Source organism: Gymnodinialimonas mytili (assembly GCF_037544085.1).
In the GTDB taxonomy this organism is placed as follows: Bacteria; Pseudomonadota; Alphaproteobacteria; order Rhodobacterales; family Rhodobacteraceae; genus Gymnodinialimonas; species Gymnodinialimonas mytili.
Genome location: NZ_JBBIFW010000002.1, coordinates 807,671 through 830,291 on the forward strand (window position 1 = coordinate 807,671; position 22,621 = coordinate 830,291).

The 22,621-nt window shown below is 64.4% G+C and carries 21 protein-coding genes; 8 read left to right on the forward strand and 13 right to left on the reverse strand.

All coding sequences use genetic code 11. The features are described 5' to 3' along the window. The first annotated feature begins 167 nt into the window (after positions 1–167). From V8J82_RS13465 to mdoH, 6 genes are all read left to right on the forward strand, one after another. A complete protein-coding gene (locus tag V8J82_RS13465; protein WP_339975879.1) occupies positions 168–1,781 on the forward strand; it encodes a thiamine pyrophosphate-binding protein in 1,614 nt (537 codons plus the stop codon). Then, positions 1,768–2,979, forward strand: coding sequence for a CaiB/BaiF CoA transferase family protein (locus V8J82_RS13470; protein ID WP_339975880.1), 1,212 nt, complete (start codon positions 1,768–1,770; stop codon positions 2,977–2,979). Before V8J82_RS13465 ends, V8J82_RS13470 begins: the two co-directional genes overlap by 14 nt. Before the next feature lie 187 nt (positions 2,980–3,166). Further along, a complete protein-coding gene (locus V8J82_RS13475) occupies positions 3,167–4,531 on the forward strand; it encodes a tetratricopeptide repeat protein (protein WP_339975881.1) in 1,365 nt (454 codons plus the stop codon). A 19-nt stretch (positions 4,532–4,550) separates the two neighbouring features. Beyond that, entirely contained in the window at positions 4,551–5,849 is a 1,299-nt protein-coding gene (locus V8J82_RS13480; protein WP_439650068.1) for an OpgC family protein, read from the forward strand. After that, positions 5,846–7,360 (forward strand): OpgD/OpgG family glucan biosynthesis protein, encoded by a 1,515-nt coding sequence (locus V8J82_RS13485; protein ID WP_439650069.1) that lies wholly within the window; start codon positions 5,846–5,848, stop codon positions 7,358–7,360. The genes V8J82_RS13480 and V8J82_RS13485 overlap by 4 nt, the downstream gene beginning before the upstream one ends. Continuing rightward, positions 7,357–9,234: a glucans biosynthesis glucosyltransferase MdoH gene (mdoH, locus tag V8J82_RS13490; RefSeq protein WP_339975884.1), complete on the forward strand. Its 1,878-nt coding sequence runs from the start codon at positions 7,357–7,359 to the stop codon at positions 9,232–9,234. Before V8J82_RS13485 ends, mdoH begins: the two co-directional genes overlap by 4 nt. A 4-nt stretch (positions 9,235–9,238) precedes the next feature. On the opposite strand, the gene V8J82_RS13495 is transcribed toward mdoH, so the two are convergent. The 7 genes from V8J82_RS13495 to V8J82_RS13525 form a co-directional block, all read right to left on the reverse strand. After that, positions 9,239–10,069, reverse strand: a complete 831-nt coding sequence (locus V8J82_RS13495; RefSeq protein WP_339975885.1) for a CE1 family esterase — start codon at positions 10,067–10,069, stop codon at positions 9,239–9,241. A gap of 102 nt (positions 10,070–10,171) precedes the next feature. Further along, positions 10,172–10,630 (reverse strand): rhodanese-like domain-containing protein, encoded by a 459-nt coding sequence (locus V8J82_RS13500; RefSeq protein WP_339975886.1) that lies wholly within the window; start codon positions 10,628–10,630, stop codon positions 10,172–10,174. A 3-nt stretch (positions 10,631–10,633) separates the two neighbouring features. Continuing rightward, positions 10,634–11,182 carry an SCO family protein gene (locus V8J82_RS13505; protein WP_339975887.1) on the reverse strand — a complete coding sequence of 183 codons (549 nt, stop codon included), beginning with the start codon at positions 11,180–11,182 and terminating at the stop codon, positions 10,634–10,636. Then, positions 11,179–11,745 (reverse strand): hypothetical protein, encoded by a 567-nt coding sequence (locus V8J82_RS13510; RefSeq protein WP_339975888.1) that lies wholly within the window; start codon positions 11,743–11,745, stop codon positions 11,179–11,181. The genes V8J82_RS13505 and V8J82_RS13510 overlap by 4 nt, the downstream gene beginning before the upstream one ends. Positions 11,746–11,749: 4 nt before the next feature. Beyond that, positions 11,750–12,193, reverse strand: a complete 444-nt coding sequence (locus V8J82_RS13515; protein ID WP_339975889.1) for a hypothetical protein — start codon at positions 12,191–12,193, stop codon at positions 11,750–11,752. 86 nt (positions 12,194–12,279) lie between these two features. Continuing rightward, positions 12,280–13,212, reverse strand: coding sequence for an endonuclease/exonuclease/phosphatase family protein (locus tag V8J82_RS13520; RefSeq protein WP_339975890.1), 933 nt, complete (start codon positions 13,210–13,212; stop codon positions 12,280–12,282). A gap of 28 nt (positions 13,213–13,240) precedes the next feature. Further along, complete coding sequence (locus V8J82_RS13525; protein WP_339975891.1) at positions 13,241–14,479, reverse strand: aspartate kinase; 1,239 nt, start codon at positions 14,477–14,479, stop codon at positions 13,241–13,243. 235 nt (positions 14,480–14,714) lie between these two features. On the opposite strand from V8J82_RS13525, the gene V8J82_RS13530 reads away from it, so the two are divergent. Further along, positions 14,715–15,725, forward strand: a complete 1,011-nt coding sequence (locus V8J82_RS13530) for a glycoside hydrolase 5 family protein (RefSeq protein WP_339975892.1) — start codon at positions 14,715–14,717, stop codon at positions 15,723–15,725. A gap of 13 nt (positions 15,726–15,738) precedes the next feature. Further along, positions 15,739–16,710, forward strand: a complete 972-nt coding sequence (locus tag V8J82_RS13535) for a threonine dehydratase (RefSeq protein WP_339975893.1) — start codon at positions 15,739–15,741, stop codon at positions 16,708–16,710. A 123-nt stretch (positions 16,711–16,833) separates the two neighbouring features. On the opposite strand, the gene V8J82_RS13540 is transcribed toward V8J82_RS13535, so the two are convergent. The 6 genes from V8J82_RS13540 to glmU all read right to left on the reverse strand — a co-directional run bounded on the left by V8J82_RS13540 (position 16,834) and on the right by glmU (position 22,570). Then, positions 16,834–17,517: a DNA alkylation repair protein gene (locus tag V8J82_RS13540; RefSeq protein WP_339975894.1), complete on the reverse strand. Its 684-nt coding sequence runs from the start codon at positions 17,515–17,517 to the stop codon at positions 16,834–16,836. After that, a complete protein-coding gene (locus tag V8J82_RS13545; protein ID WP_339975895.1) occupies positions 17,514–18,110 on the reverse strand; it encodes a GNAT family N-acetyltransferase in 597 nt (198 codons plus the stop codon). The genes V8J82_RS13540 and V8J82_RS13545 overlap by 4 nt, the downstream gene beginning before the upstream one ends. Then, positions 18,107–18,649 carry a pyridoxamine 5'-phosphate oxidase family protein gene (locus V8J82_RS13550; protein ID WP_339975896.1) on the reverse strand — a complete coding sequence of 181 codons (543 nt, stop codon included), beginning with the start codon at positions 18,647–18,649 and terminating at the stop codon, positions 18,107–18,109. Before V8J82_RS13550 ends, V8J82_RS13545 begins: the two co-directional genes overlap by 4 nt. Positions 18,650–18,720: 71 nt before the next feature. Further along, positions 18,721–19,338 (reverse strand): LysE family translocator, encoded by a 618-nt coding sequence (locus V8J82_RS13555; protein ID WP_339975897.1) that lies wholly within the window; start codon positions 19,336–19,338, stop codon positions 18,721–18,723. 68 nt (positions 19,339–19,406) lie between these two features. Further along, the gene (glmS, locus tag V8J82_RS13560; protein ID WP_339975898.1) at positions 19,407–21,200 is read right to left on the reverse strand and encodes a glutamine--fructose-6-phosphate transaminase (isomerizing); all 1,794 of its coding nucleotides are present in this window, start codon (positions 21,198–21,200) and stop codon (positions 19,407–19,409) included. A 5-nt stretch (positions 21,201–21,205) separates the two neighbouring features. Continuing rightward, positions 21,206–22,570: a bifunctional UDP-N-acetylglucosamine diphosphorylase/glucosamine-1-phosphate N-acetyltransferase GlmU gene (gene glmU / locus V8J82_RS13565; protein WP_339975900.1), complete on the reverse strand. Its 1,365-nt coding sequence runs from the start codon at positions 22,568–22,570 to the stop codon at positions 21,206–21,208. Positions 22,571–22,621: the final 51 nt, after the last annotated feature.

Here is a 22,621-nt window from a genome sequence, read left to right on the forward strand (position 1 = left end):
GGGTCATGTCGCCCCTTGTCGATGGGGCCCCGCACGCGGTCTTAACGCCGATATCTTGCGCGCAATCGTCAATGAAACAGGCTCACACGCGCTTGTGTGTCGATACGCCTTGGCTGACCGTCATTTTTCGGTGTAGGCCCCAACCTCGGAACCAAGAGGAATTGCCTATGTCCGAGCCCATGCGCGCCGCCGATCTTGTCGCCCGCCGCCTTTACGAGGCTGGCTGCCGCCACGCGTTCGGGATGCCAGGTGGTGAGGTGCTGACCCTTGTCGATGCGCTGACCAAGGCCGGGATCGCCGTCCATCTGGTCAAGCATGAGAATGCGGGCGGGTTCATGGGCGAGGGTGTGCATCATGTGGATGGCGCGCCGGTGATCCTGATCGCCACCGTGGGGCCGGGCCTGATGAATGCCGTCAATGTCGTGGCAAATGCCGAACAAGACCGCGTGCCGATGGTGGTGCTGACCGGCTGCCTCGATGCCGATGAGGCGCTGACTTACACCCACCAGGTGCTGGACCACCGCGCCGTGATGGACCCGATCACCAAAGCCACCTTTACGCTCACCGCCGCCGAGGCCGATACGATTGCCGACAAGGCCGTCGCGATCGCGACCGAGCGGCGGCAGGGCCCGGTTCTCATCGACGTGCCGATTTCCGTCGCCGATGCGCCCGCCGCGCCAACGGGCCGCCGCCGCGCGGCAACATCCAGTGTCGCGCCCTATGGCGCGGCGCTCGGGACCGCCGACGCCTGGATGGGCGAGGCCGAGCGCCCCGTGATCGTTGCCGGTCTCGACGTGCTGGCCGACGGGGCTGCCGCTGACCTCAAGACCTTTGCCGAAACCTACAGCATTCCGGTGATCACCACCTACAAGGCCAAGGGTGTCATTCCCGAAAGTCACCCGCTTGCCCTGGGCGGTGCCGGTCTATCGCCCTTGGCCGACAAGCACCTACTGCCCTTGGTCGAACAAGCCGATCTGATCCTCTGCATCGGATACGACCCGATTGAGATGCGCCCCGGCTGGCGCGAGGTGTGGGACCCGTCCAAGCAGCGCGTCATCGACCTCCAGGCGGCGCCGAACCACCATTACATGCACCAGGCAACGCTCAGCTTCACCTGCAATATCGGTGCGGGGATCGCCGCTTTGTCCGGCACCAGGCCGCACGCGACCTGGCCCGGGGGCGAGCCCGCAGCCACCAAAGCCGTGCTGGCCCGGGCCTTCCCGCAGGGGGACGATTGGGGCCCCGCCGGTGTGATCGCCGAGGCGCGCGCCGTCTTGCCGCCCGACACGGCGGCCTCGGTCGATAGCGGGGCGCACCGTATCCTTCTCAGCCAGATGTGGGCATGCCCGCAGCCCAAGACGCTGATCCAAAGCTCTGGCCTATGCACCATGGGCTGTGCCGTTCCCATGGCGATGGGCCTGGCCCTGGCCGATCCGGGTCGCCCCGCCGTGGCCTTCGTGGGCGATGGCGGGTTTCTGATGGGCGCCGGGGAACTTACCACCGCCGCCGAGATGGGCTTGAGGCCGATCATCATCGTCTTTGTCGATGCCTCCCTGGCCTTGATCGAAAAGAAACAGCGCGAGCGGCAATTGCAGAATGCCGCCGTCGACTACCCCCACCGCCATGACTTTGCCGCCATGGGCCGGGCCATGGGGGGCGCGGGCGTAACGGTGCGCAACCGTGCCGAGCTACGCGCCGCCATCGAGACCGCGCTGAGCGCTGAGACATTCACCGTGATCGCCGCCGAAATCGAGCGTGGAGGCTATGATGGCCGGATCTGACACGCCGAAAGGCCCGCTCGACGGCCTTATCATCCTCGACCTCAGCCGGATCCTCGCCGGGCCCACCTGCACGCAGGCGCTGGGCGATCTGGGCGCAACCGTGATCAAGGTCGAACATCCCGAGCGTGGCGACGACACCCGAAGCTGGGGCCCACCTTTCGCCACCGGCTCCGATGGGCAACCCACGGATTTGTCGAGCTATTTCATGGCCGCCAACCGCAACAAGCTGTCCGTCGGCGTCGATATCGCCACGCCTGAGGGGCAGGACACGATCCGGCAAATCGCGGCCCGCGCCGATGTGGTGATCGAGAACTTCAAGCCCGGGGGTCTGGTCAAATACGGGCTCGATCACGGCACGCTGTGCGCCGACCATCCAAGCCTTGTTTATTGCTCGATTTCCGGCTTCGGCCATACCGGCCCCAACCGCGAAAAGCCCGGTTACGACCTGATGGCGCAAGGCTATGCGGGCACCATGGCCCTGACCGGAGAAATCGATGGCCAGCCGATGAAGGTCGGCGTCGGCATCGCGGATGTGATGACCGGCATGTATGCGGCGATCGGCATCCTGGCCGCCCTGCGCCACCGCGATGCGACGGGGCAGGGGCAGCATATCGACCTGTCACTTGTCGACAGCACCGTCGCTTGGCTGATCAATGAAGGCGTGTCGCATCTGACCACCGGCGCCGACCGGCCTCGGCGTGGCAATGGGCATCCCTCGATTGTGCCCTACCAGACCTTTGCCAGCGCCGATGGCCATGTGCTGGTGGCCGTCGGCAATGATGCGCAATTCACCCGGTTTTGCGACTTTATCGGGCGGCCCGATCTGGCCACCCACGCCGACTACGCCACCAACCCCGTCCGCCTGGCACACCGAGAGGTGCTGATCCCCATCCTGGCCGAGGCTCTGGCAAAGCTGACCTCCGATCAGATCATCGCGGGGCTAGAGGCGCTGAAGGTCCCGGTGGGGCCGGTTCACACCGTCGAACAGGTCTTTGCCACCGACCAGGTGGCGGCGCGGCACATGCGGATCGATCTGGAAAAGCCGGGCATCGACCGCGGCGGCGTCGAGCTGATCGGCAACCCCCTGAACCTGTCGGCCACGCCCGTCACCTACAGGCGCCCGCCGCCGCATCTGGGCCAAGACACGCAAACCGTGCTCGATTGGCTTGCGGGGCGTTGTAACGTGACGGATCCGTGATCCGAAAATCGCTGTATTTGCAATGATTTCCGGCAGGTTCCTGCCGATTTCAGGCCGATCTGCTTAAAAATGATCACGCCGCTTTCTCCAAGCCTCACAAGACCGTCAACATCGGCCCATAACTCTTCCCAGAAGAGCGGCGCGCCGATAGCTCATAGTACGGACATAACGAGAATCGGACGAGTTAATGGTTCAGACAGATTGTTTCGGTCAGGCGGCAACCCTGCCCATGGCAGTGGGGATCGACAATTGGAACGCCACGCAAATGGCATTCCTCGCCCATGGGGCATCGACGCCGGATCACCTTGCCGCAACCCTGGCCGATGACCCGGATTTCGCCCTGGCCCATGCCGTGAAGGGAATGTTCCTGCTGTTGCTGGGGCGCCGCGAATTGGTGGAAACGGCGCAAAGTGCCTATGCCGCCGCACGCCTGTCGGATCAGAACAGACCCGTCTCATCGCGGGAACGCGTGTTTATCGCGGCCCTGGGTGCCTGGCTCGATGGTTATCCGTCGAAATCGGTTGCGCTGTTTGATGCGCTGCTGGCGGAGCGCCCCGAGGATGTGCTGGCGATGAAGCTCAGCCATGCGCTGCGCTTCGTGTTGGGCGACGCGCAGGGAATGCGCCAAAGCATCGAGTCGGTGATGCATGCCTACGGGCCTGATCATCCGGGCCGCGGTTATCTGATGGGCTGCCACGCCTTCGCGTTTGAAGAAACCGGCGAATACGGCCGCGCCGCCGCCGCGGGCTCCGCCGCGCTGGAAATCTCGCCCGACGATGCCTGGGGTCTCCATGCCGTGGCCCATGTCTACGATATGGTCGCCAGCCCCGAAAAAGGCCTGCGCTGGCTCAGCGGCAAGGAAAGCGCCTGGGCCCATTGCAACAATTTCCGCTACCACGTGTGGTGGCACAAGGCGCTGATGCATCTTGAGCTTGGCCAGACGGATGTGGTCCTGGACCTCTACGATACCTTGATCCGCGCCGATCACACCGACGATTACCGCGATATCTCCAACGCCACCTCGCTGCTCATGCGGCTTGAGCTGGAGGGGATCGATGTCGGTGACCGCTGGGATGAACTGGCCGTGACCAGCCAGGCCCGCACCGAGGATGGCAGCCTGATCTTTGCCGATCTGCACTATTTGCTGGCCCTGGTTGGCGGACGTCGCGCGGATGCTACCGCAACCTTGGTCAAACGCATCGCCGCCGATGGCCAACGCTCGGGCAATGAGGCGGAGATGCGCATGGCCAATCCCGGCACCGCCGCGGCCATGGGGCTCGAAGCCTTTGGCGAAGGCGATTACGGCGCCGCCTTTAGCGGCCTGTCGAAAGCCCGACGGCATATGCAATTGGCGGGCGGCTCCCACGCGCAGCGCGACGTGTTCGAACGGCTGACCATCGATGCGGGCATCCGCGCCGGCCGCACCAAAGAGGCGCTGGCCATTTTGGAAGACCGCACCGCCCGCCGGGCCGGTCGCGACGACCAATTCGCGAAAACTCGCCGTGAGATGATGGGTACACTGACTGCCCCCTTGCGCGTCCCCGCAGAATAGGGATACGCGGCCCATGGCCATGGTCAGTACGTCTCCATCACCCACCGCTTTGACACCCCCGCGCACCGCATCTCTTGCGATTGCGCCCGCGACGGTGCGCGACCCGCGTCTGGATTTCTTCCGCGGCATAGCGATGATCATCATCCTCTTCGCCCACACGCCGGGGAATTTCTTCACCTCGTGGATCCCGGCGCGCTGGGGCTTTTCGGACGCGACCGAGATGTTCGTGTTCTGCTCGGGCATGGCCTCGGCCATCGCCTTTGGCCGCACGTTTGAGCGCGCAGGCTGGGCGCTTGGCGCGGGCCGCGTCGCCTATCGCTGCTGGCAGGTCTATTGGGCCCATATCGGCATGTTCTTCGCCATTGCCGCCACCCTGGCGCTCCTGAACGCGCTGGGCCCGTTCGAGCGGGATTATGTGGCCCAGTTGAACCTGATCCCGTTCTTCGATGGCATCACCCGCGATGGGGTGTTGGTGTCGACCACCACCGATCAGATGATTGGCCTTCTGACCCTGACCTACGTGCCGAACTACTTCGACATTCTGCCGATGTATCTGGTGATCCTGGCGATGATGCCGATCTTCGTGGCGCTAGCCCGCGTCAATCTGTGGCTGGCCGGGTTTGCATCGATCTGTGTCTGGCTGCTGGCCCAGGGCCGTGTGCTTGAGGCATTGGGCATCGGCGATCTGCATATCAATTTCCCGGCCGAGCCATGGTCGGATCGGCAATGGTTCTTCAACCCGTTCGGATGGCAGCTTGTCTTCTTCACCGGCTTTGCGCTGATGCTCGGCTGGCTGCCGAAGCCACCGGTGAAGGCGTGGCTTATCGGCCTGGCGCTGCTGATCGTTCTGGCCAATATCCCGTTCAGCAATATCGGTGTTCGCGCGGTGAACCGCGAATGGTTCGGCCTGGTCTTTGACGGCAACCCTGTGGTCGACTGGCGTATCGAAAACCGCATTTGGATTACCAAATCGGATTTCGGCCTGTTCCGATACCTGCAATTCCTGTCGCTGGCCTATCTGGCCTGGGTCGCGGTGGGCGAGGGTGGCAAATACCTGATCGCCGAGGGTGACGGCCCGTTGGCACGCGCCTGGGATTGGATCGTGGCGCAGCTGATGAAGATCGGGCAGCAAAGCCTCGCCGTCTTCGTCTTTTCCATGATGCTGGCGCGGCTCAACGGTTTCTGGCTTGATCAATGGGGCCGGGACGTGACGTGGCACACGATCCTGGTGAATCTGGTCGGCGTCGCATTGCTGCTGCTTGTGGCCTATTTCGTGGCTTGGGTGAAATCGCAACCATGGCGGGTGAAACGCCCATGATGACCCGGCGCCACATTCTTGCGATGCTGGCCGCGCTGGCCGGAACCCCTGCACTGGGCCTGCCGATGTTTCGCGAGGGCAGCGCGCATCCCTTCGACCGCGCCTGGCTAGAGGCCGAAGCGCAGCGCCTGAGCCAAGCGCCTTACGCACCGCTGCCCGAAGTACCGCAGGGTTGGCAGGACCTGACCTATGACGAATATCGCTGGATGTGGTTCAACCCCCAGCGCGGGCTTTGGATGGATGAAGATCGCCCCTTCAAGGTCGATTTCTTCCATCCCGGGCTCTATTTTCCGCGTCCGGTCGAGGTGAATGTGGTCGAGGATGGCGAGGCGCAGACGCTCGCCTTCGATGTCTCGCTCTTCGAGACGACGGATCAATTCCCCGACCTGCCGATTGATGAAACGATGGGCTATTCCGGTCTGCGCCTGCGCGGACCGCTGGAACGGCCCGACATCTTCACCGAATTCGCTGTGTTTCAGGGCGCAAGCTATTTCCGTGGCATCGGCACGGGCATGAATTACGGCCTCTCGGCCCGCGGCCTGGCGATCAACACTGCCGGGCCCGAGGGCGAGGAATTTCCCGAATTCACCCGTTTCTGGCTGGAGGCGCCGCGCCCCGGCGACACCACCCAAGTGCTCCACGCGCTGCTCGATGGCGAAAGCTGCACCGGGGCCTACACGTTCCGCATCACCCCCGGCGACGTCACTCTGATGGAGGTCGAGGTGGCGCTCTACCCCCGTGTGGACCTGCCCCATGTGGGCCTCGCCCCGCTGACATCGATGTTCCTCTATGATCAGACCAACCGCGCGGGCCATAACGATTTCCGCCCCGCTGTGCACGATTCAGACGGGTTGATGATCCTTAATGGCGGCGGCGAATTGCTGCTCCGCCCGCTGAAAAACCCACCCGAGCTTGAAGTGTCCAGCTTTGTCGACCGCGACCCCCAGGGCTTTGGCCTGGTGCAGCGTGCCCGCGATATTGCCGATTTCGAGGATTTCGAGGCCCATTACCAAGACCGTCCAGCCGTGTGGATAACCCCGGGGGAAGGTTGGGGAGAAGGCTCGGTCCAGCTTGTGGAAATCCCCTCAGAGCTTGAAATCTACGACAATATTGTCGCCTTCTGGCGCCCCCGCGGCGGGCTGACCGCCCATGTTGAGCATCGCTTCAGTTACACAATGGAATGGTGCCTGGAGCCCACGCGGCCCAAAAACGTCGCCAGGGTGCTGAACACGGCCATCGGCGGCAATTGGAACCGGTCCAACACCTTGGTCGCGATCGACTTTGAACCGCATCAAAGCCTGGCCGGAAACCCGGAAGACTATGCGCGGCTGATCCGCACCAACCGGGGCGAGGTGTCGGAAGGTGTCTTGGAACGCAACCCGGGAACCGGCGGGTTGCGACTGACGTTTGCTCTAGATCCGGGCGAGCATCCGTCCATGGAACTGCGCGCACAACTTCTACAGGAGGGCGAGGCGATGTCTGAGGTTTGGCTCTATCGGTGGTCCGCATGATCAAGGCGCATCCCGCAGAACCCTATATGCCGCCCGAAGTGCCGCTGGCCCGTCCGATCCAGGATTTGCGCGCACCCTACCGTGACGATACCGCGCCGGGCCTGGACCGCACACGTGCCTGGGCGTGGCGCTTAGCCACGTTCATCCCCGCCTTTGCCACAACCATCGGTCTGGTCGCCGCGTTCACCGATTGGTTCGCGATGAATGGCCTGACGGGGTTTGAGACCGCCCTGATCGGCCTGATCGCGGTGACATTCTTCTGGATCTCTCTGTCGGTATCGACCGTGACGCTCGGCATCGTCCGACTGTTTCTCAGCCGCCCCCGCGCGCGCCCTGCGCCGGGCGCGGCCATGGATGTGGCGCTTTTGGTGCCGTGCTATAATGAGGTGCCGTCGGATGTGTTCGGCAATGCCTGCGCGATGTTGGAAGCGCTCGATGCCAACCCGACCGACCATCGCTTTAGCCTGTTCATCCTGTCCGACACCCGCGATCCGGCCACGGCCGAGCAGGAAATGCGCGCCTTTGCGACGCTGCGCACGCGGCTGCCGGATCATATCCGCCTGCATTACCGCCGCCGGGCCGAGAATATCGACCGCAAGGTCGGCAATCTGGCCGATTGGATGGAGCGGTGGGGCGGCGCCTACGAGGCGATGCTGGTGCTGGATGCCGACAGCCTGATGTCGGGCGAGGCCATCGTGTCTCTGGCCGATGAATTGTCCGCTGATCCGTCGGCGGGTCTGATCCAAAGCTGCCCGAAATTGATCGGGGCCGAGACGCTGTTTGCCCGCGTCCAGCAATTCGCCTCCACCATCTATGGCGCCGTTCTGGCCGAGGGTCTGGCGACCTGGTCCGACCGCGAGGGCAATTATTGGGGCCATAACGCGATCATCCGTACCGCGGCCTTTGCCTCCTGTGCGGGCATCCCCAAAATCCGCACCATTAGCGGCAAGGGCGCGCTGATCCTCAGCCATGACTTTGTCGAGGCGGGGCTTTTGCGCCGCGCGGGCTGGGGCGTGCGCTTCCTGCCGCGCATCCAGGGCAGTTATGAGGAAGTGCCCGCGACGCTGGTCGATTACATCATCCGCGATCAACGCTGGTGTCAGGGCAATCTGCAGCACCTGAAGCTGCTGGCCTCCAACGGGTTCCACGCCGTCAGCCGGTTCCATCTGTTCCATGGCGCGGTCAGCTATCTGCTCAGCCCGGCCTGGTTCGCTCTGCTGACCGTCTGGGCCCTGATCGGGACCGGCGCCGATCAGAACGTGATCCGCTATTTCTCGGGCCTCAATCCGCAGGTGCAATGGCCCGAGATGACGGCGGTGCATTCCTCGGCCCTGCTGATCTTCATGTATGGCATGTTGCTGGCGCCCAAGGCGCTGGGGGCGGCGGCAATCGGCTCCATCGGGTTGCGGGTTTCGGAATTGGGCGGACCGTTCCGCTTTGCCGGATCCTTCGTGGCCGAGTTGATCCTGTCGATCCTCTATGCGCCGATCCTGATGGTGCAGCAAACCATCGCCGTGGTGCGCAGCGCCTTGGGTTTGCGGATCGATTGGAAACCCCAAAGCCGCGCGGGCGGGGTCTTCAGCCTCTGGGAATTGCTGCGGTTCCATGTGTTGGAAACGGTGGCGGGGGTTGCCCTGACCGCCGGGATGCTCGCAGGCATCGTGTCGCTTTGGCTGTTGCCCATCGCGATATCGCTGACCTTAGCGGTGCCGCTGTCGGCCCTGTCCGGGCTGCGGCTGACCCGGTTCAAGGCGACGGCGCGTGCGCTTGGCACGCCCGAACTCTACGCCGCGCCGCCGATCATCCGTGCCGCCCGCGCCCATCGGGCCGAGTTGCGCGCGACGCTGGCCGAATTGCCCGACGCGGCCGAGTAACGGCCTAGCCGTCCAGGGTTTCGAACCAATCCAGCGCCAGATCGACCCATCCGGCGGGCACCGCATGTCCGCCGGGGAAGAGCGCGAATTGCAGTGATCCACCGGCATCGCAGCTTGTCCAGATCCGGTGCCAGAAGTCGCCCTCCGCGGTGATCTCATCGGGGGCGGAGCGCGCGCAGCCATTGGTTTCGCGCCAGATTTCCATCGATGCAAAGACATCGCCCTGCCGCACCGCCCCGTCGCGGAACACGCGCCCCTCAATCGGCACCGTGCCGTCGCGCCAGCCATGGGTGTGGAAGACGTCGACCGGCGCGGCGCAGGCATCCAGGGCCGGATGCGGGCGCCAGAATGCGCCGGCCACTGGTGCATAGGCACGCGCGATGTCGGGATCGTCGCAGGCAAGATAGCTGGTCATCGATCCGCCGATGGAAAACCCGGCGACCAGGATCGCGTCGCGATCGATATTCTGGGTCTCGGCGGCGTGGCTGAGCACCTCTTCAAAGAAGGCGGCCTCGTCTCGGACAGTCTCAAAGTCCGGATGGAACGACCAGGTGGAGCCGAAGCGAGAACCCGGCCGTTGCAGGCCCTGCGGTCCGATCACCGCATAGCCGCGCGCCGTGGCCCGGTCGGATAGCATATTGACCATCCCTTCGCCGCGCCCGCCCGCGCCATGCAGCATCAGGATCGCCGGATGCGGGCCATCGCCGTCGGGCAGGGCGATGTGATAATCGCCCATTGGCACCGTGCAAGGCCCCGGGATAACGGCGCAATCGGCCCAGGCGGGGCCAGCGCCGATGCAGAGTGTCAGAGCGGTCAGACGTGCCAAGCTGTTCATATCGTGTGGCCTTGTGATTTGGGGTGAAGAGGCAGGGCAGAGCCGTCGCCCCACCCACCCACCCGCGCCGCCTCTGCCCTGCAGGCGCGGTGCGGAGAGGTTTCAGCTGCGGTCAACGGGCAGCCCCTCGCGGATCCAGCCGGGGCCCGCGCCCGAGCCCAACATGCCTTCGGGCACGTCGATGATATTGGTGAACCCGGCCTCGATCAGCTGATTGGTCAGCCGCGACGACCGCACGCCGCGCGCACAGATCAGCGCCACGCGCGCATCCTGCGCGCCGCTGGTCAGGGCCAGTAGCGCCTCGGTGAAATCCGCGCGCCGCATATCCAGCCTATGGCCCGGCACCGGGCTGCCCGTGGCGGCCCATTCATCGGGGCGGCGGATATCGATCAACAGGATGTCGCCCGCCGCGGCGAGCCTATGGGCGGTGGCCACGTCAATCTGCTCGTCCACGGTTTCGGAAAGCGCGGTGTAGAACAGATTGCGCCCGCCGGTCGCGGCAAAACCCGCACCCACCAGGGCCAGCGCCCCGGCGCCGATCAAAAGCCGTCTGCGATCCATGGTTCAGCCCGCGCTCAGATATCCGCCGACGATGTCGGCCATCATCTCCGGTCCCAAAACCGGCGGCAGTAGCGTCAGCACCTCACCCTCGCCGTCGAGCAGATAGATGAACGAGCCATGGGAAAAGACCGTGCCATAGAACGGATCGACGAACAGTTCCTCGAACTCCACCTGATAGGCGTCATAGCTGGCCTGCAACGCCGCCTCTGACCCGGTTAGCCCGACGAAATCGGGGTGAAACACCGCCAATGCCTCGGCCATGGCCTCCGGCGTGTCACGCTCGGGGTCGACGGTGATCATGATCGGCGTCAGATCACCGCCCGCCGCGGTGACCAGATCGACCGTGCTGGCCATCAGGGGCAGCGCGGCCGAGCAGATCTCCTGGCAATTGGCATAGCCGAAGAACACCAATTGATGGCTGCCGTCGGGATGAGCCTCGGTCCGCACGGCGCCGGTCTGGTCGATCAGTTCAAACGCGCCGCCCAGACCCTCGGTCAATTGCTGGGCCGAGGCGGCGGAGGCCATCAGCACCAGCGCAACACCCCATCTCACCGTGTGATCTCCCACGCCTCTTGCCAGGTCTCGCCGGTGCCCAGATAGCCGCGGCTCTCGATCAGGCCCAGGACGCGCGGATCGTTGCGGTACCAGCGTCCGTCTTGGGCGGCCGCCTCTGGAAATTCCTCGGCCCAGGCATCGGTCCAGCCATTGGCCGCGACCCATTCCTCGGCGCCGACCTCGCGGATCATCTGCACCAGATAGACATTGGTCGCGCCGACGAACTCATCCTCGATCATCAGCCCGTCGACCTCGACCTCCATCCCGCAAAACGGGGCGACGTCCACGGCGGCACCGGTGAAAATGCCCTGGTTGTTCTTATTGGGATAGGTCAGCACGCCGTCGGCGGCGCGCAACAGGCCAAGTTGACGGCCCGCGCCGCATTCATTGGCGCAATCGCCCACCACTTCGCAGAGCATATCGACAACCGTCGCCTCGAAGCGTGCCGGTTCTTCCCAGGCCAGGTTCCACGATCGCGCCTCGGACCCTTCGGAAAACGGGCCCTCCTGGGCGCTGGCGGGGCTGGCCAGAAGGGCCAGCGGGATCAGGTATTTCCACATCGGCTCAGCCCTCTGGGTTTGGAATGGCGAAGCCGGGGACGACCCCGAAATCGCTATGGGTGATGTTGGTGATGCCGTGATCCTCGACGATCTCGTCGATCACCAGATAGTTCAGCCCATCGCGGGCAAAGACCCGGCCCGCAGCGGTGACCTCATGGGCGGCCAGGTCGAGCTGGCTCTGCCCGCCGGCATTCTGATCGTCGCCATTGATCGACAGGATCATGTAGACGGTGCCGTCCTCGGCTAGAAGACCCACGGGGATGCCGCCCGCGCTGCACCAGATCGCGCAGGTGTGGTGCGCCGTGCCCTGCACCGCGTCGGGTCCACCCATCACGCCCGAGAAATAACACCATGTATCGATGAGTTCGCCGCGAAGCGTGACCTCTTCGCCCTGGGCAAAGGCCGGAACCCCCGCCACGCACAACGCCGCCGTCAGCCAGAATCGCATATGAATACCTCCGATGTCCCTGGGATGAGCGTAGCAGGAAAGTCAGAGAGCGTGGGATCACGATTTCGCAGGCGGGGTCGCGGCGCCTAAGGGGCGGGCAGGGCGATCTCGGCGACAAAGCCGATATGGTTGGAGTTCAGATCCGTGCCGAAGGGACCCATCGACACAATCCGCGGACCGCCATGGACAACCACCTGATCGATGGGTAGCCCGATTGGCAGCGTGGCGGTGGGCCAGGTCGCAAATTGTCCGCGCACGGCCCGAAACTCGGTCTCTTGCAGCAATTCCCGCATAGGGCGGGTCCAGGGCACCATGTTGTAATCGCCCAGGGCCACCACGGGCGCGTCGAACCAATCATACTGCGCCCGCACCAGGTTCAGCTCCGGCTCCGCGATGCCCGAAAGCCAGGGTTTCGCCAAATGGTTGGCAACCAGGAATAGCGGCGCGCCGGTGATGGTTTCGATCTCGGTCACGGCATAGCGCTCCGACCAAACCGGGTTCAGCCGCAATTGCCAATGCCGCGTGACGGGCCGGTTGGTGGCGATGAGCAATTCGCAGGACCCGATCACACAGGGCGACACGAAGTCATAGGCGTCCCGCAGGCGATCGACATCGGCCAGAAGCGCGCTGGCCTCGGCAAAGACAAGCACATCGGCACCGCTTTGCATCGCGGCCGACAGGATCGCCGGGGCGGAGTCGCGATTGCGGCCTTCGACGTTGAAAAACAGCACGCTGAGCGCGGGTTCTTCATCCGGCACCAAGGGTAGCGTGACCGCGCGGTAGCTGGCGTAAAGCGCCGCGCTGGCGATCAGGCTTGCCGCCACCAACAGGCCGCCCAGCTTGCGGGCGCCAAGGGCCAGGGTCAGCAGGGCAAAGACCAGGGCCAACGCCAGGATCAGCGGCGTGATCGCGTCCAGCATGCGGGCCAAGGCGCCCCAAACCATCCGGGTGGGCGTCAATGTCGCCAGCGCGGCGCTGCCCAAAGCCACTGCAGACAGGGCGGCAGCGGCGCCTGCCAACCCGGGCCAGCCCCTGGGCGCGGATGGTTCAGGCGGCTTTTTCAAGCTCGAACGCATCGTGGAGCGCTTGCACGGCCAACTCCATGTATTTGCGGTCGATCAGGACGGAGACCTTGATCTCGGAGGTCGTGATCACCTTGATGTTCACGCCCTCATCCCGCAGCGTCTTGAACATTTTCGCCGCAACCCCGGCATGGGAGCGCATACCGATCCCAACGATGGAAACCTTGGCCACATCCGTATCCGCGATGATGCCTGCAAAGGCGATATCGCCCGCCGCCTTTGCGTCGGTCATGGCCTTCTCCGCGCGCGCCACTTCACCGACCGGGCAGGAAAAGGTCATATCGGTGATGCCGCCATCCGAGATGTTCTGGACGATCATGTCGACATTCACCCCGGCCTCGGCGAGCGGGCCGAAGATCGCGGCGGCGATGCCGGGGCGGTCCTCGACCGATTGCAGGGTCATCTTGGCCTCTTCGCGGGAATAGGCGACCCCGGCGACAACGTTGGATTCCATGATTTCCTCCTCGGCGCAGACCAAAGTGCCTGCATTGTCCGACATTTCCTCGAATGATGACAGCACCCGCAGACGCACCTTATAGCGCATCGCCAGCTCGACCGAGCGGGTCTGCAGCACCTTGGCGCCAAGTGAGGCCAGCTCCAGCATTTCCTCGAACGAGATCTTCTCCAGCTTGCGCGCCTTCGACGTGATCCGCGGATCAGTGGTGTAGACGCCATCCACATCGGTATAGATATCGCAGCGCTCGGCCCCGAAGGCGGCGGCGAAGGCGACGGCGGTGGTGTCCGACCCGCCGCGCCCCAAAGTGGTGATCCGGCCCTCGGGGCTGATCCCCTGGAAGCCTGCCACCACGGCGACCTTCATGCCTTCGCCGAATTTGGCGTTCAGATTGTCGGTCGGGATCTCTTCGATCCGCGCGGAGGCATGGCTGTCGGTGGTCAGAAGCGGCACCTGCCAGCCCTGCCAGGACCGCGCGGGCACATCCATTTCCTGCAAGGTCAGGGCCATCAGGCCGGCGGTGACGTTTTCGCCGGAACTGACCACGGCGTCATATTCGCGGGCGTCGTAGAACGGGCCGGTTTCTTCCACGAAGCCGACCAGCTTGTTGGTTTCGCCCGACATGGCGCTGACGATGACGATGACATCATAGCCATTGGCCACTTCGCGCCCCACGCGCTTGGCGGCGCGGCGGATGCGGTCCAGCGTGGCGACGGAGGTGCCGCCGAATTTCATTACCAGAAGGGGCATGGTGCAAGTTCCCTTGAGCGTCGGCGCGTCATAAGCGCCGGGGTCAGGGGAGGCAAGGGGGCGCTCCCGCATCGCCCTCGGCCCTGTGGCCTGCGGGATTTGGGCCGGGCGCCGTGGGCGGCTGCGTCTTGCGCCGCATCCACGGCACGGCGACCGGCGCCCGGAGATCCAGGGCAGGCTGCGGATCTGCGATGGTCGGAGTTGTCCCCGCCCGCAAGCTGAGTAGGGTGGGCGCATGATCCTGCGCCTGTTCCTTTTCGTGATCGCCCTTGCCGCCCCGTTGCGGGCCGAGCCGGTGATTGGCATTGCCTTTCCGCCGGTGCGGGATGCCGATCAGATGGCCTTCAGTTTGGAGGCTCTCGGCGCCCTGGATATCGGTCATGTGCGCATTGCGGAGGCGTGGGAGCGCCGGGGTCTGACGCCGAGCGAGGCCGATTTCGAACCGCTTCTGCGCCGCCTGCAAGCGCTGGAGGCTGCCGGGATCGACACATTACTGAGCGTGGAATTGCGCGCGCCGGAGGCGGCCTGCGGTCTCAGCAACGAACATGCTTGCGTGATCCGTGACGACGCGCCTTTTGAGGCTTATCTGACCATCTTGCTGCGGGTGGCCGGGCCCCATATCGATGCGATCCAGATCGGCAATGAATGGGACACGCGCTTTCCCGGCACCACGCGGGATTTCATGGCGATCCATGATCGTGCCGCATCGGTGATCCGCGCCGAGCGCCCGGATCTGACGCTGGTTCTGGGGGGCATATCGGGGCGCGCGGGCCTGTCCCATGCGCTTTGTTTCGTGGGCGCCCATCCCGAGATCCCCGGCATCGACTGGGCGCAGATGCGGCACCGCTTCTGCCTGCGCGGCGCGCCTCGCAACGAGGCGACCCAGGCCGCGGTGGCCGCCGTTCTCGCCCTGGCCGATTACGATGTGGTGGATCTGCACCTTTACGATGCGCCCGGCCTTTGGCCCGAGGCGGTGGGCTGGCTCCGCTCCCACAGTGCCGCGCCGATCTGGGTGACGGAGTTTGGCGGTCCCTCACAAGACTACGAACCGCAAGATCCGGATTACCAAGCGACACGCATCCGGGCCTATCTGGATGTGATCGCCACGCTGCCGATCGCGCGGGCCTATTACTTCAAACTGACCGACGACCCGAATTCTTACCACGCCCATTCCGGCCTCTACGATATCGACGGCCAGCCGAAACCGGCGCTTGCCGTGTTCGAGGCCTGGCTTGAGGCCCATTGAAAGGACAGACCCGATGGACATGACCCTTGCCGATCTGAAAGCCGCCGCCGAACTTGTCCACACCCAGATGACGCCCACGGCCCAACATGCCTGGCCGCAACTGGCCGAGCGCCTGGGCTGCGAGGTGTGGGTCAAGCACGAAAACCACACGCCGACCGGTGCCTTCAAGATCCGCGGCGCGATCACCTTCATGGATTGGCTGACCCGCACCCATCCAGAGGTGCGCGGGATCTGCACCGCGACGCGGGGCAATCACGGGCAGGGTCAGGCCAAGGCGGCAGTGGCGGCAGGGCTGACCGCCAAGGTCTATGTACCCAAGGGCAATTCGGTCGAAAAGAACGCGGCCATGCGGGCCTTTGGGGCCGAGCTGATCGAATTCGGCGAGGATTTCGACACCGCCCGGGAAGAGGCCTATCGCGTGGCCGAGGAAGAAGGGTTGTTCATCGTGCCGCCCTTCCACCCTGAATTGGTGCGCGGCGTGGCGACCTATGCCTACGAATTGCTCAGCGCGGTGCCGGATCTGGATACGATCTATGTACCCATCGGCTGCGGCTCGGGCATCTGCGGTACGCTCCTGGCGCGGGATGCGTTGGGCTTGGACACCAAGATCGTGGCGGTGGTGTCAGAGGCGGCACAGACCGCAAAACTGTCAGCCGAGGCGGGGCATCCGGTGGAAACCGACAGCGCCCAGACCTTTGCCGACGGGATGGCGGTTCGCGTGCCAGTACCCGAGGCGCTGGCGATCTATGGCCCGAAGGCGGAGCGGTTCGTGACGGTCAGCGACACGGAGGTGGCCGAAGCGATGCGGGTCTATTTCAGAGATACCCACAATCTCGCCGAGGGCGCCGGCGCGGCGCCGCTGGCAGCGCTCATGCAAGAGAAGGAGAAGATGGCGGGCAAAAAGGTGGGTGTCATCCTGTGTGGCGGAAACATCGACACGGAATGGTTTGTGGAGGTCATGGGCGGCGGTATTCCGCAAGTGTGAGCAGGGCGAAAATCATCGCGAAATCCGCGTGGCGTTTCATGTCGGGTCGCCCGCGTCATAGACACCTGTGCGCCCTGGAACGCGTCGCACTCCCCCGGTTCTCGTGGACATCCGGTGCGACCTTCAGGCCAGGTGCCGCGCGGCCTCTTTGCGGGCAAAGGGTTTCAGCCGGTCGCCTTCAGCCGCCAGCCACTCTTGCACCGCATCCGGGTCGCGTTTCGACAGATCCCGCAACCACCAGGCAATCGCCTTTTGGATGAACCATTCCCTGTCATCCGCCAAATCCGTGCACCAGCCCAAGACGCGGCGCCGCGCCGTGGCTTCGACCGCGGATGGATGGCGCGATTTGCAAAAGGGCAGGGCAAAGACAAAGGCCGCGCGCCGGGTCCAGAGATGCCCCGACCGCGTCCACTCTTCTAGAAGATCCAGCCGGGCCGGATCCTGCACCAGGCGCTTTTGCCCCCCTTGCGCCACCGCATCGGCGATGGCCCAGGACTCGAATTGCGGCACCACGCCGATGATCCAGCCCCAGGCTAGGTGATCGTCGGGCCGCATCCGCGCCTGCACGAACAGCTTGCCCGCCGCCACACGCGCCTCAAACACGTCACTCTCCCACAGCCCCTCGGCCAGAGCGACCAGCGCGGCCTGGTCCGCCGCTGCCTTGCGCCATTCGGTCGCCAGCGCCCCCGTCACCGCATTGGACAGGCCCAGATAGACACGATCCACCTTATGATAAGCGGCCATCTGAGCGGCCCGCTCCGGGTCCGCCTCCGCCCGCAAGGCCGCGAGCGCCGTCTCGGCCTTCATCGCGGCTTGACCAATTGCCAATCCAGATGGCTGCGCACCGTGGGCCATTCCGGGGCCGTGATCGAATAACAGGCGGTATCGCGCAATGTGCCGTCCGCCATCCGCATATGGGCCCGCAGAACCCCGTCCAACTGCGCGCCCAACCGCTCGATGGCGCGGCGCGATTGCAAGTTCAGCCGATGGGTGCGGAACTCCACCGCGACGCAGGACCAGACCTCGAAAGCTTGGCCCAGCAAAAGCCGCTTCGCTTCGGTATTCAGCGGGCCGCGCTGCGCATTGGGCCCGATCCAGGTGGAGCCGATTTCCACCCGCGGCAGGGCGTGGTCGATGTTCATATAGGTGGTCATGCCCACCGGACGGCCACTCGCATCCAGAACCGTGAACGGGATCATCTGACCCTTATCCCGCAGGCCCAACCGCCGGTCGATCTCGGTCGCCATGCCCTCGGCGGATGGAATTGTCGTGTACCACAGGCGGTGCATCTGCCCGGCATCGCTGGCCTCGGCCAAGGCCGCGCAATGGTCCTGCGACAGGGGTTCCAGCGCCACATGTTCACCGCGCAAACTCAGCGTGTCAGGGCCAAGGCGGCTCATACGGGGATTCCGGTCGGCAACCCGTCAATCGTTTCGCGATTGTCCCGCGCCCAGGTCGCGCGGATCTGTGCATCGCTTTTGTTGTCGACCCAATTCTGCATATTCGGGCGCTCTCCGGCATAATCCATGAAGGGCACCGCCCACCCGCAAGAGGTTTGCACCAGATCAAGGCGCAGATCGAAAATCTGCCGGGCGCTGCGATGCTCGGGAAAGCCCTCGGCCAGTGCGTCCCAGCCCGCATCGTCGCGATGCACCGTCTCCGCAGTTCCGAAACAGCGCAGGATCAGCGGCTGTTTGGAAAACGAACACCACATCAAGGTCATGCGATTGACCCGCTGCAAATGCCCCGCTGTCTCATTCCCCGATCCGCTGAGATTGACCCACAGGATCCGGTTCGGCCCTATCACGCGCAGCGAATCCATCCCCTTGGGCGATACATTCACGCGCCCGATTTCCGCCGCCGAGCCGACGAAAAACAGATGTTGGTTGCCGATAAAGGCGATGTGGTCGTCGTTTAGCTCTGAAAACTGCTTGGCCATCCGTGTCACCCCTTTCGTGCGCGCCCGCTCCGCTGCATCCAATCATGCAACCCAGGGGCGAACAAGCCGCCCTATCCGCGGCTGGGCTGTGGGCTGATCAGTAGCAAAGCGCCGAAGAGGCACATCGTCGCGCCCGAGACACGCTGCATCAGCGGCAGTCGCGCAGATGCCACCCGAGAGGCGAAGGCCCCGACGCTCGCATAGGCACAAATCGCAACGGCCTCCATCACCAGAAACGACGCCCCCAACAGCGCATAGCTTTGCCAATAGGCGTCCAGATCCACGAATTGTGGAAAGAAGGCGGCGAAGATCAGGATGGCTTTCGGGTTGCTGATCGCGGCCAATGCCTCCGCCCGGAACGCCCCACCCAAAGAGGCGCTGGCGCCAGTGATCTGCCCCGTCTCAACCGACGAGGCGCTCAACCACAGCGAGACGCCCAGCCAAATCAGATAGGCCGCGCCCAAAACCTTCACCACACCGAACACAAAGGCCGAACCGGTCAAGATCATCCCCAACCCCAACGCGCTCAGCGCGATCATCGGCACGAAGATCAGCAACCGTCCAAAGGCGGCTTTCTGGGCAAACCCAACGCCCGACCGCGCGCCGTGGGTCATGGCCAGCAGGTTGTTGGGACCGAAGGCCAGGTTCAGCGCGAAACACGCCGGAAGAAAGATCCACCACTCAATCATCGCCTGCCACCTCGCCGTCTGATCGGACCGACCATTGCGGCAGCAGCCTCGCGGTGCAACCCCGGGGCTTATTCGACCGTCACCGATTTCGCCAGATTGCGCGGCTGGTCCACATCGGTGCCCTTATGCAGCGCCGTGTGATAGGCGATCAGCTGCGCCGGGACCGCGTAAAGCAAAGGCGCCAGGATCGGGTCCACCTGCGGCATGACCAAGGTCGCCCAGGTGCCGTCCCCGGCCTCGCGCGCGCCATCGGCATCGGTGATCAGCCAGACCTTGCCGTCGCGGGCCATGACCTCCTGCATATTCGACACGGTCTTGTCGAACAGCGCGTCGCGCGGCGCGAACACAATCACCGGCACCGCATTGTCGATCAGGGCAATCGGCCCATGCTTCAACTCGCCGCTCGCATAGCCCTCGGCATGGATGTAGCTGATTTCCTTCAGCTTTAACGCGCCCTCCATGGCCATGGGAAACATCGGACCCCGGCCCAGGAACAGGACCGACCGCGCCTCGGACAGTTCCGCGGTGTGGCTTGCGATCTGATCCTCACAGGCCAGCGCCTGGTTGATCAGGCCGGGCAGGGCGCGCAACGTCTCGCGCAGTTCCTCGGCGCGACCGGGTGTGATCGTGCCCCTCTGCCGCGCCGCCAGGATCGCCAGATTTGCCAAAACGCCCAATTGGTTCATGAAGGCCTTGGTCGAGGCCACGCCCACCTCAACCCCCGCCAGGATCGGCAGGCTCAGATCCGCCTCGCGCGAGATCGAGCTTTCCGGCACATTCACCACCGACACGACCCGCGCCGCCTTTTCCTTCACATAGCGCAGGGCGGCCAGTGTATCGGCTGTCTCACCCGATTGGCTGACGAAAATCGCCGTCGCATTGGGCGAAACCGGCCCCTCGCGATAGCGGTATTCCGAGGCGATATCGACGTCGCAGGGCAGATCCGCCATCTGCTCGAACCAGTATTTCGCCACCGCACAGGCATAATGGGCGGTGCCGCAGGCCACCAAAACCACGCGGTCGGTCTGGGTGAAGTCCAACTCAATCTCCGCGCCGGTATAGTGCGACAGGCAATCGGACAGAACCACGGGCTGCTCGAAAATCTCCTTCGCCATGAAGTGCTTATGGCCGCCCTTATCCAATTGGGTGGATTGGGCCGGGATGGTGCGCATCTCGCGATTGGCCAGGCGCCCCTCGGCATCGTGGATCTCAACGCCGCTGCGCGTCACGAAGGCATAATCGCCTTCCTCCAGATAGGTGACGCTGTTGGTCATTGGCCCCAGCGCGATGGCGTCCGAGCCCACGAACATCTCTCCGTCGCCATGGCCGATCGCCAGGGGTGAGCCCTTGCGCGCCGCCACAATCAGATCCGCCTCGCCCTGGAACAGAAAGGCCAGCGCATAGGCGCCGTCGAGGTCTTTCAACGTGGCAACCGCCGCCTCGCGCGGGGGCAGGCCCTGATCCATATGTTCTTCGCAAAGCTGCGCGACGGTCTCGCTATCGGTTTCGGTGTGAAAATCGCGATGGGCCAGGCGCGCGCGCAGGTCGCGGTAATTCTCGATGATCCCGTTATGCACCACAGCGACACGGCCCGCCTGATGGGGATGCGCATTCGTCACGGTCGGCCCGCCATGGGTTGCCCACCGCGTATGGCCGATGCCGGATTTGCCCGCCAGCGGATCATGCACCAACGCGTCCGACAGGTTGGCCAGCTTACCCACCGCGCGGCGCCGATCCAGCCGCCCGTCCTGCACCGTGGCGATCCCGGCACTGTCATATCCGCGATATTCCAGACGCTTCAGCGCCTCCACCAGGATTGGCGCAACCTCATGGTTGCCCAGCACCCCAACAATCCCACACATGCCCGTTATCCTTTTGACTTGCCTGCCTTTATCGCGCGAAGTCGGTCCATCAGTTTGATGGCCAGCCCCGCTTTATTGATCTGCTTCGCCCGCCCTAGCGCGAGCGCGCCGTCGGGCACGTCCTGCGTAATCACCGACCCGCTGCCCGTCATCGCGCGATCGCCCACCTTGACCGGGGCGACCAGCATCGTGTCCGACCCGATAAAAGCCTCCGCCCCGATCTCGGTCCGGTGTTTCATGACGCCATCGTAATTGCAGGTGACCGTGCCCGCGCCCAGATTGGCGCGCTCCCCGACCGAGGCATCGCCCACATAGCTGAGGTGATTGACCTTCGCGCCATCCCCGATATCCGCCTGTTTCACCTCGACAAAATTGCCGATCTTGGCGTCATTGCCGATCTCCGCGCCTGGGCGCAGGCGCGCATAGGGCCCGACAACTGCACCGGCGCTCACATGGCAGCCTTCCAGATGCGAAAAGGCGCGGATCGTGGCGCCGGTCTCGACCGTGACGCCGGGGCCGAAGACCACATAAGGCTCGATGACGGCGTCGCGCCCGATCACCGTATCCAGGGCCAGATGAACGCTGTCGGGCGCTTGCATCGTCACGCCATCCTCGATCAGCGCGGCCCGGCGCAGCGCCTGAAACTGCACCTCCGCCGCGGCCAGCTCCGCCCGCGAATTGATGCCGAGCGTTTCCGCCTCATCACAGCGCACCGCCGTCACGCTATGGCCCGCCGCACGGGCCAATTCCGCCAGATCGGTCAGATAGTATTCACCCGCGGAATTGTCATTTTCCAACTTTCCGAGCAGGCTCATCATCGTTGCAGCGTCACCGCAGACCAGGCCGGAATTGCAGAAGGTCACGGCACGTTCTGCCGCGTTCGCCTCTTTGAATTCAACGATTTTGACCAGCGTGTCACCGTCCATGATCAGCCGCCCATAGCGGCCCGGATCGGCGGCGTCGAATCCTAAAAATACAACATCATGACCCTGGCGCGCCTGTCGCATCGCCGCCATCGTTTCCGGGGCGATAAACGGCGTATCGGCATAGAGAACAACCGCATCCCCATCGAAGCCTTCCAGAGCTTCTGCCGCCTGCAGAACCGCGTGGCCGGTGCCCAATTGCTCGGTCTGGCGTATCGCCACCGCCTCGGGCGCGATCTCGGCCAGCACGGCTTCGACCGCGGCGGCGCTATGGCCTGTCACCACAACCACGCGTGCGGGGTCCAGCGGCGCGGCGGCGGCCAGCGCATGGGCCAACAGCGGTGCTTGGCCCAACGGGTGCAACGGCTTGGGCAAATCCGAATTCATCCGCGTCCCGGCACCAGCGGCCAGGACGATCAGCGCCAAAGGGCGAGTGGGGGCCTGCATCTAACGTCTTTCCTTCGCGTTTGGGGCCTATTAACGAAGCTGAGCGCGGCG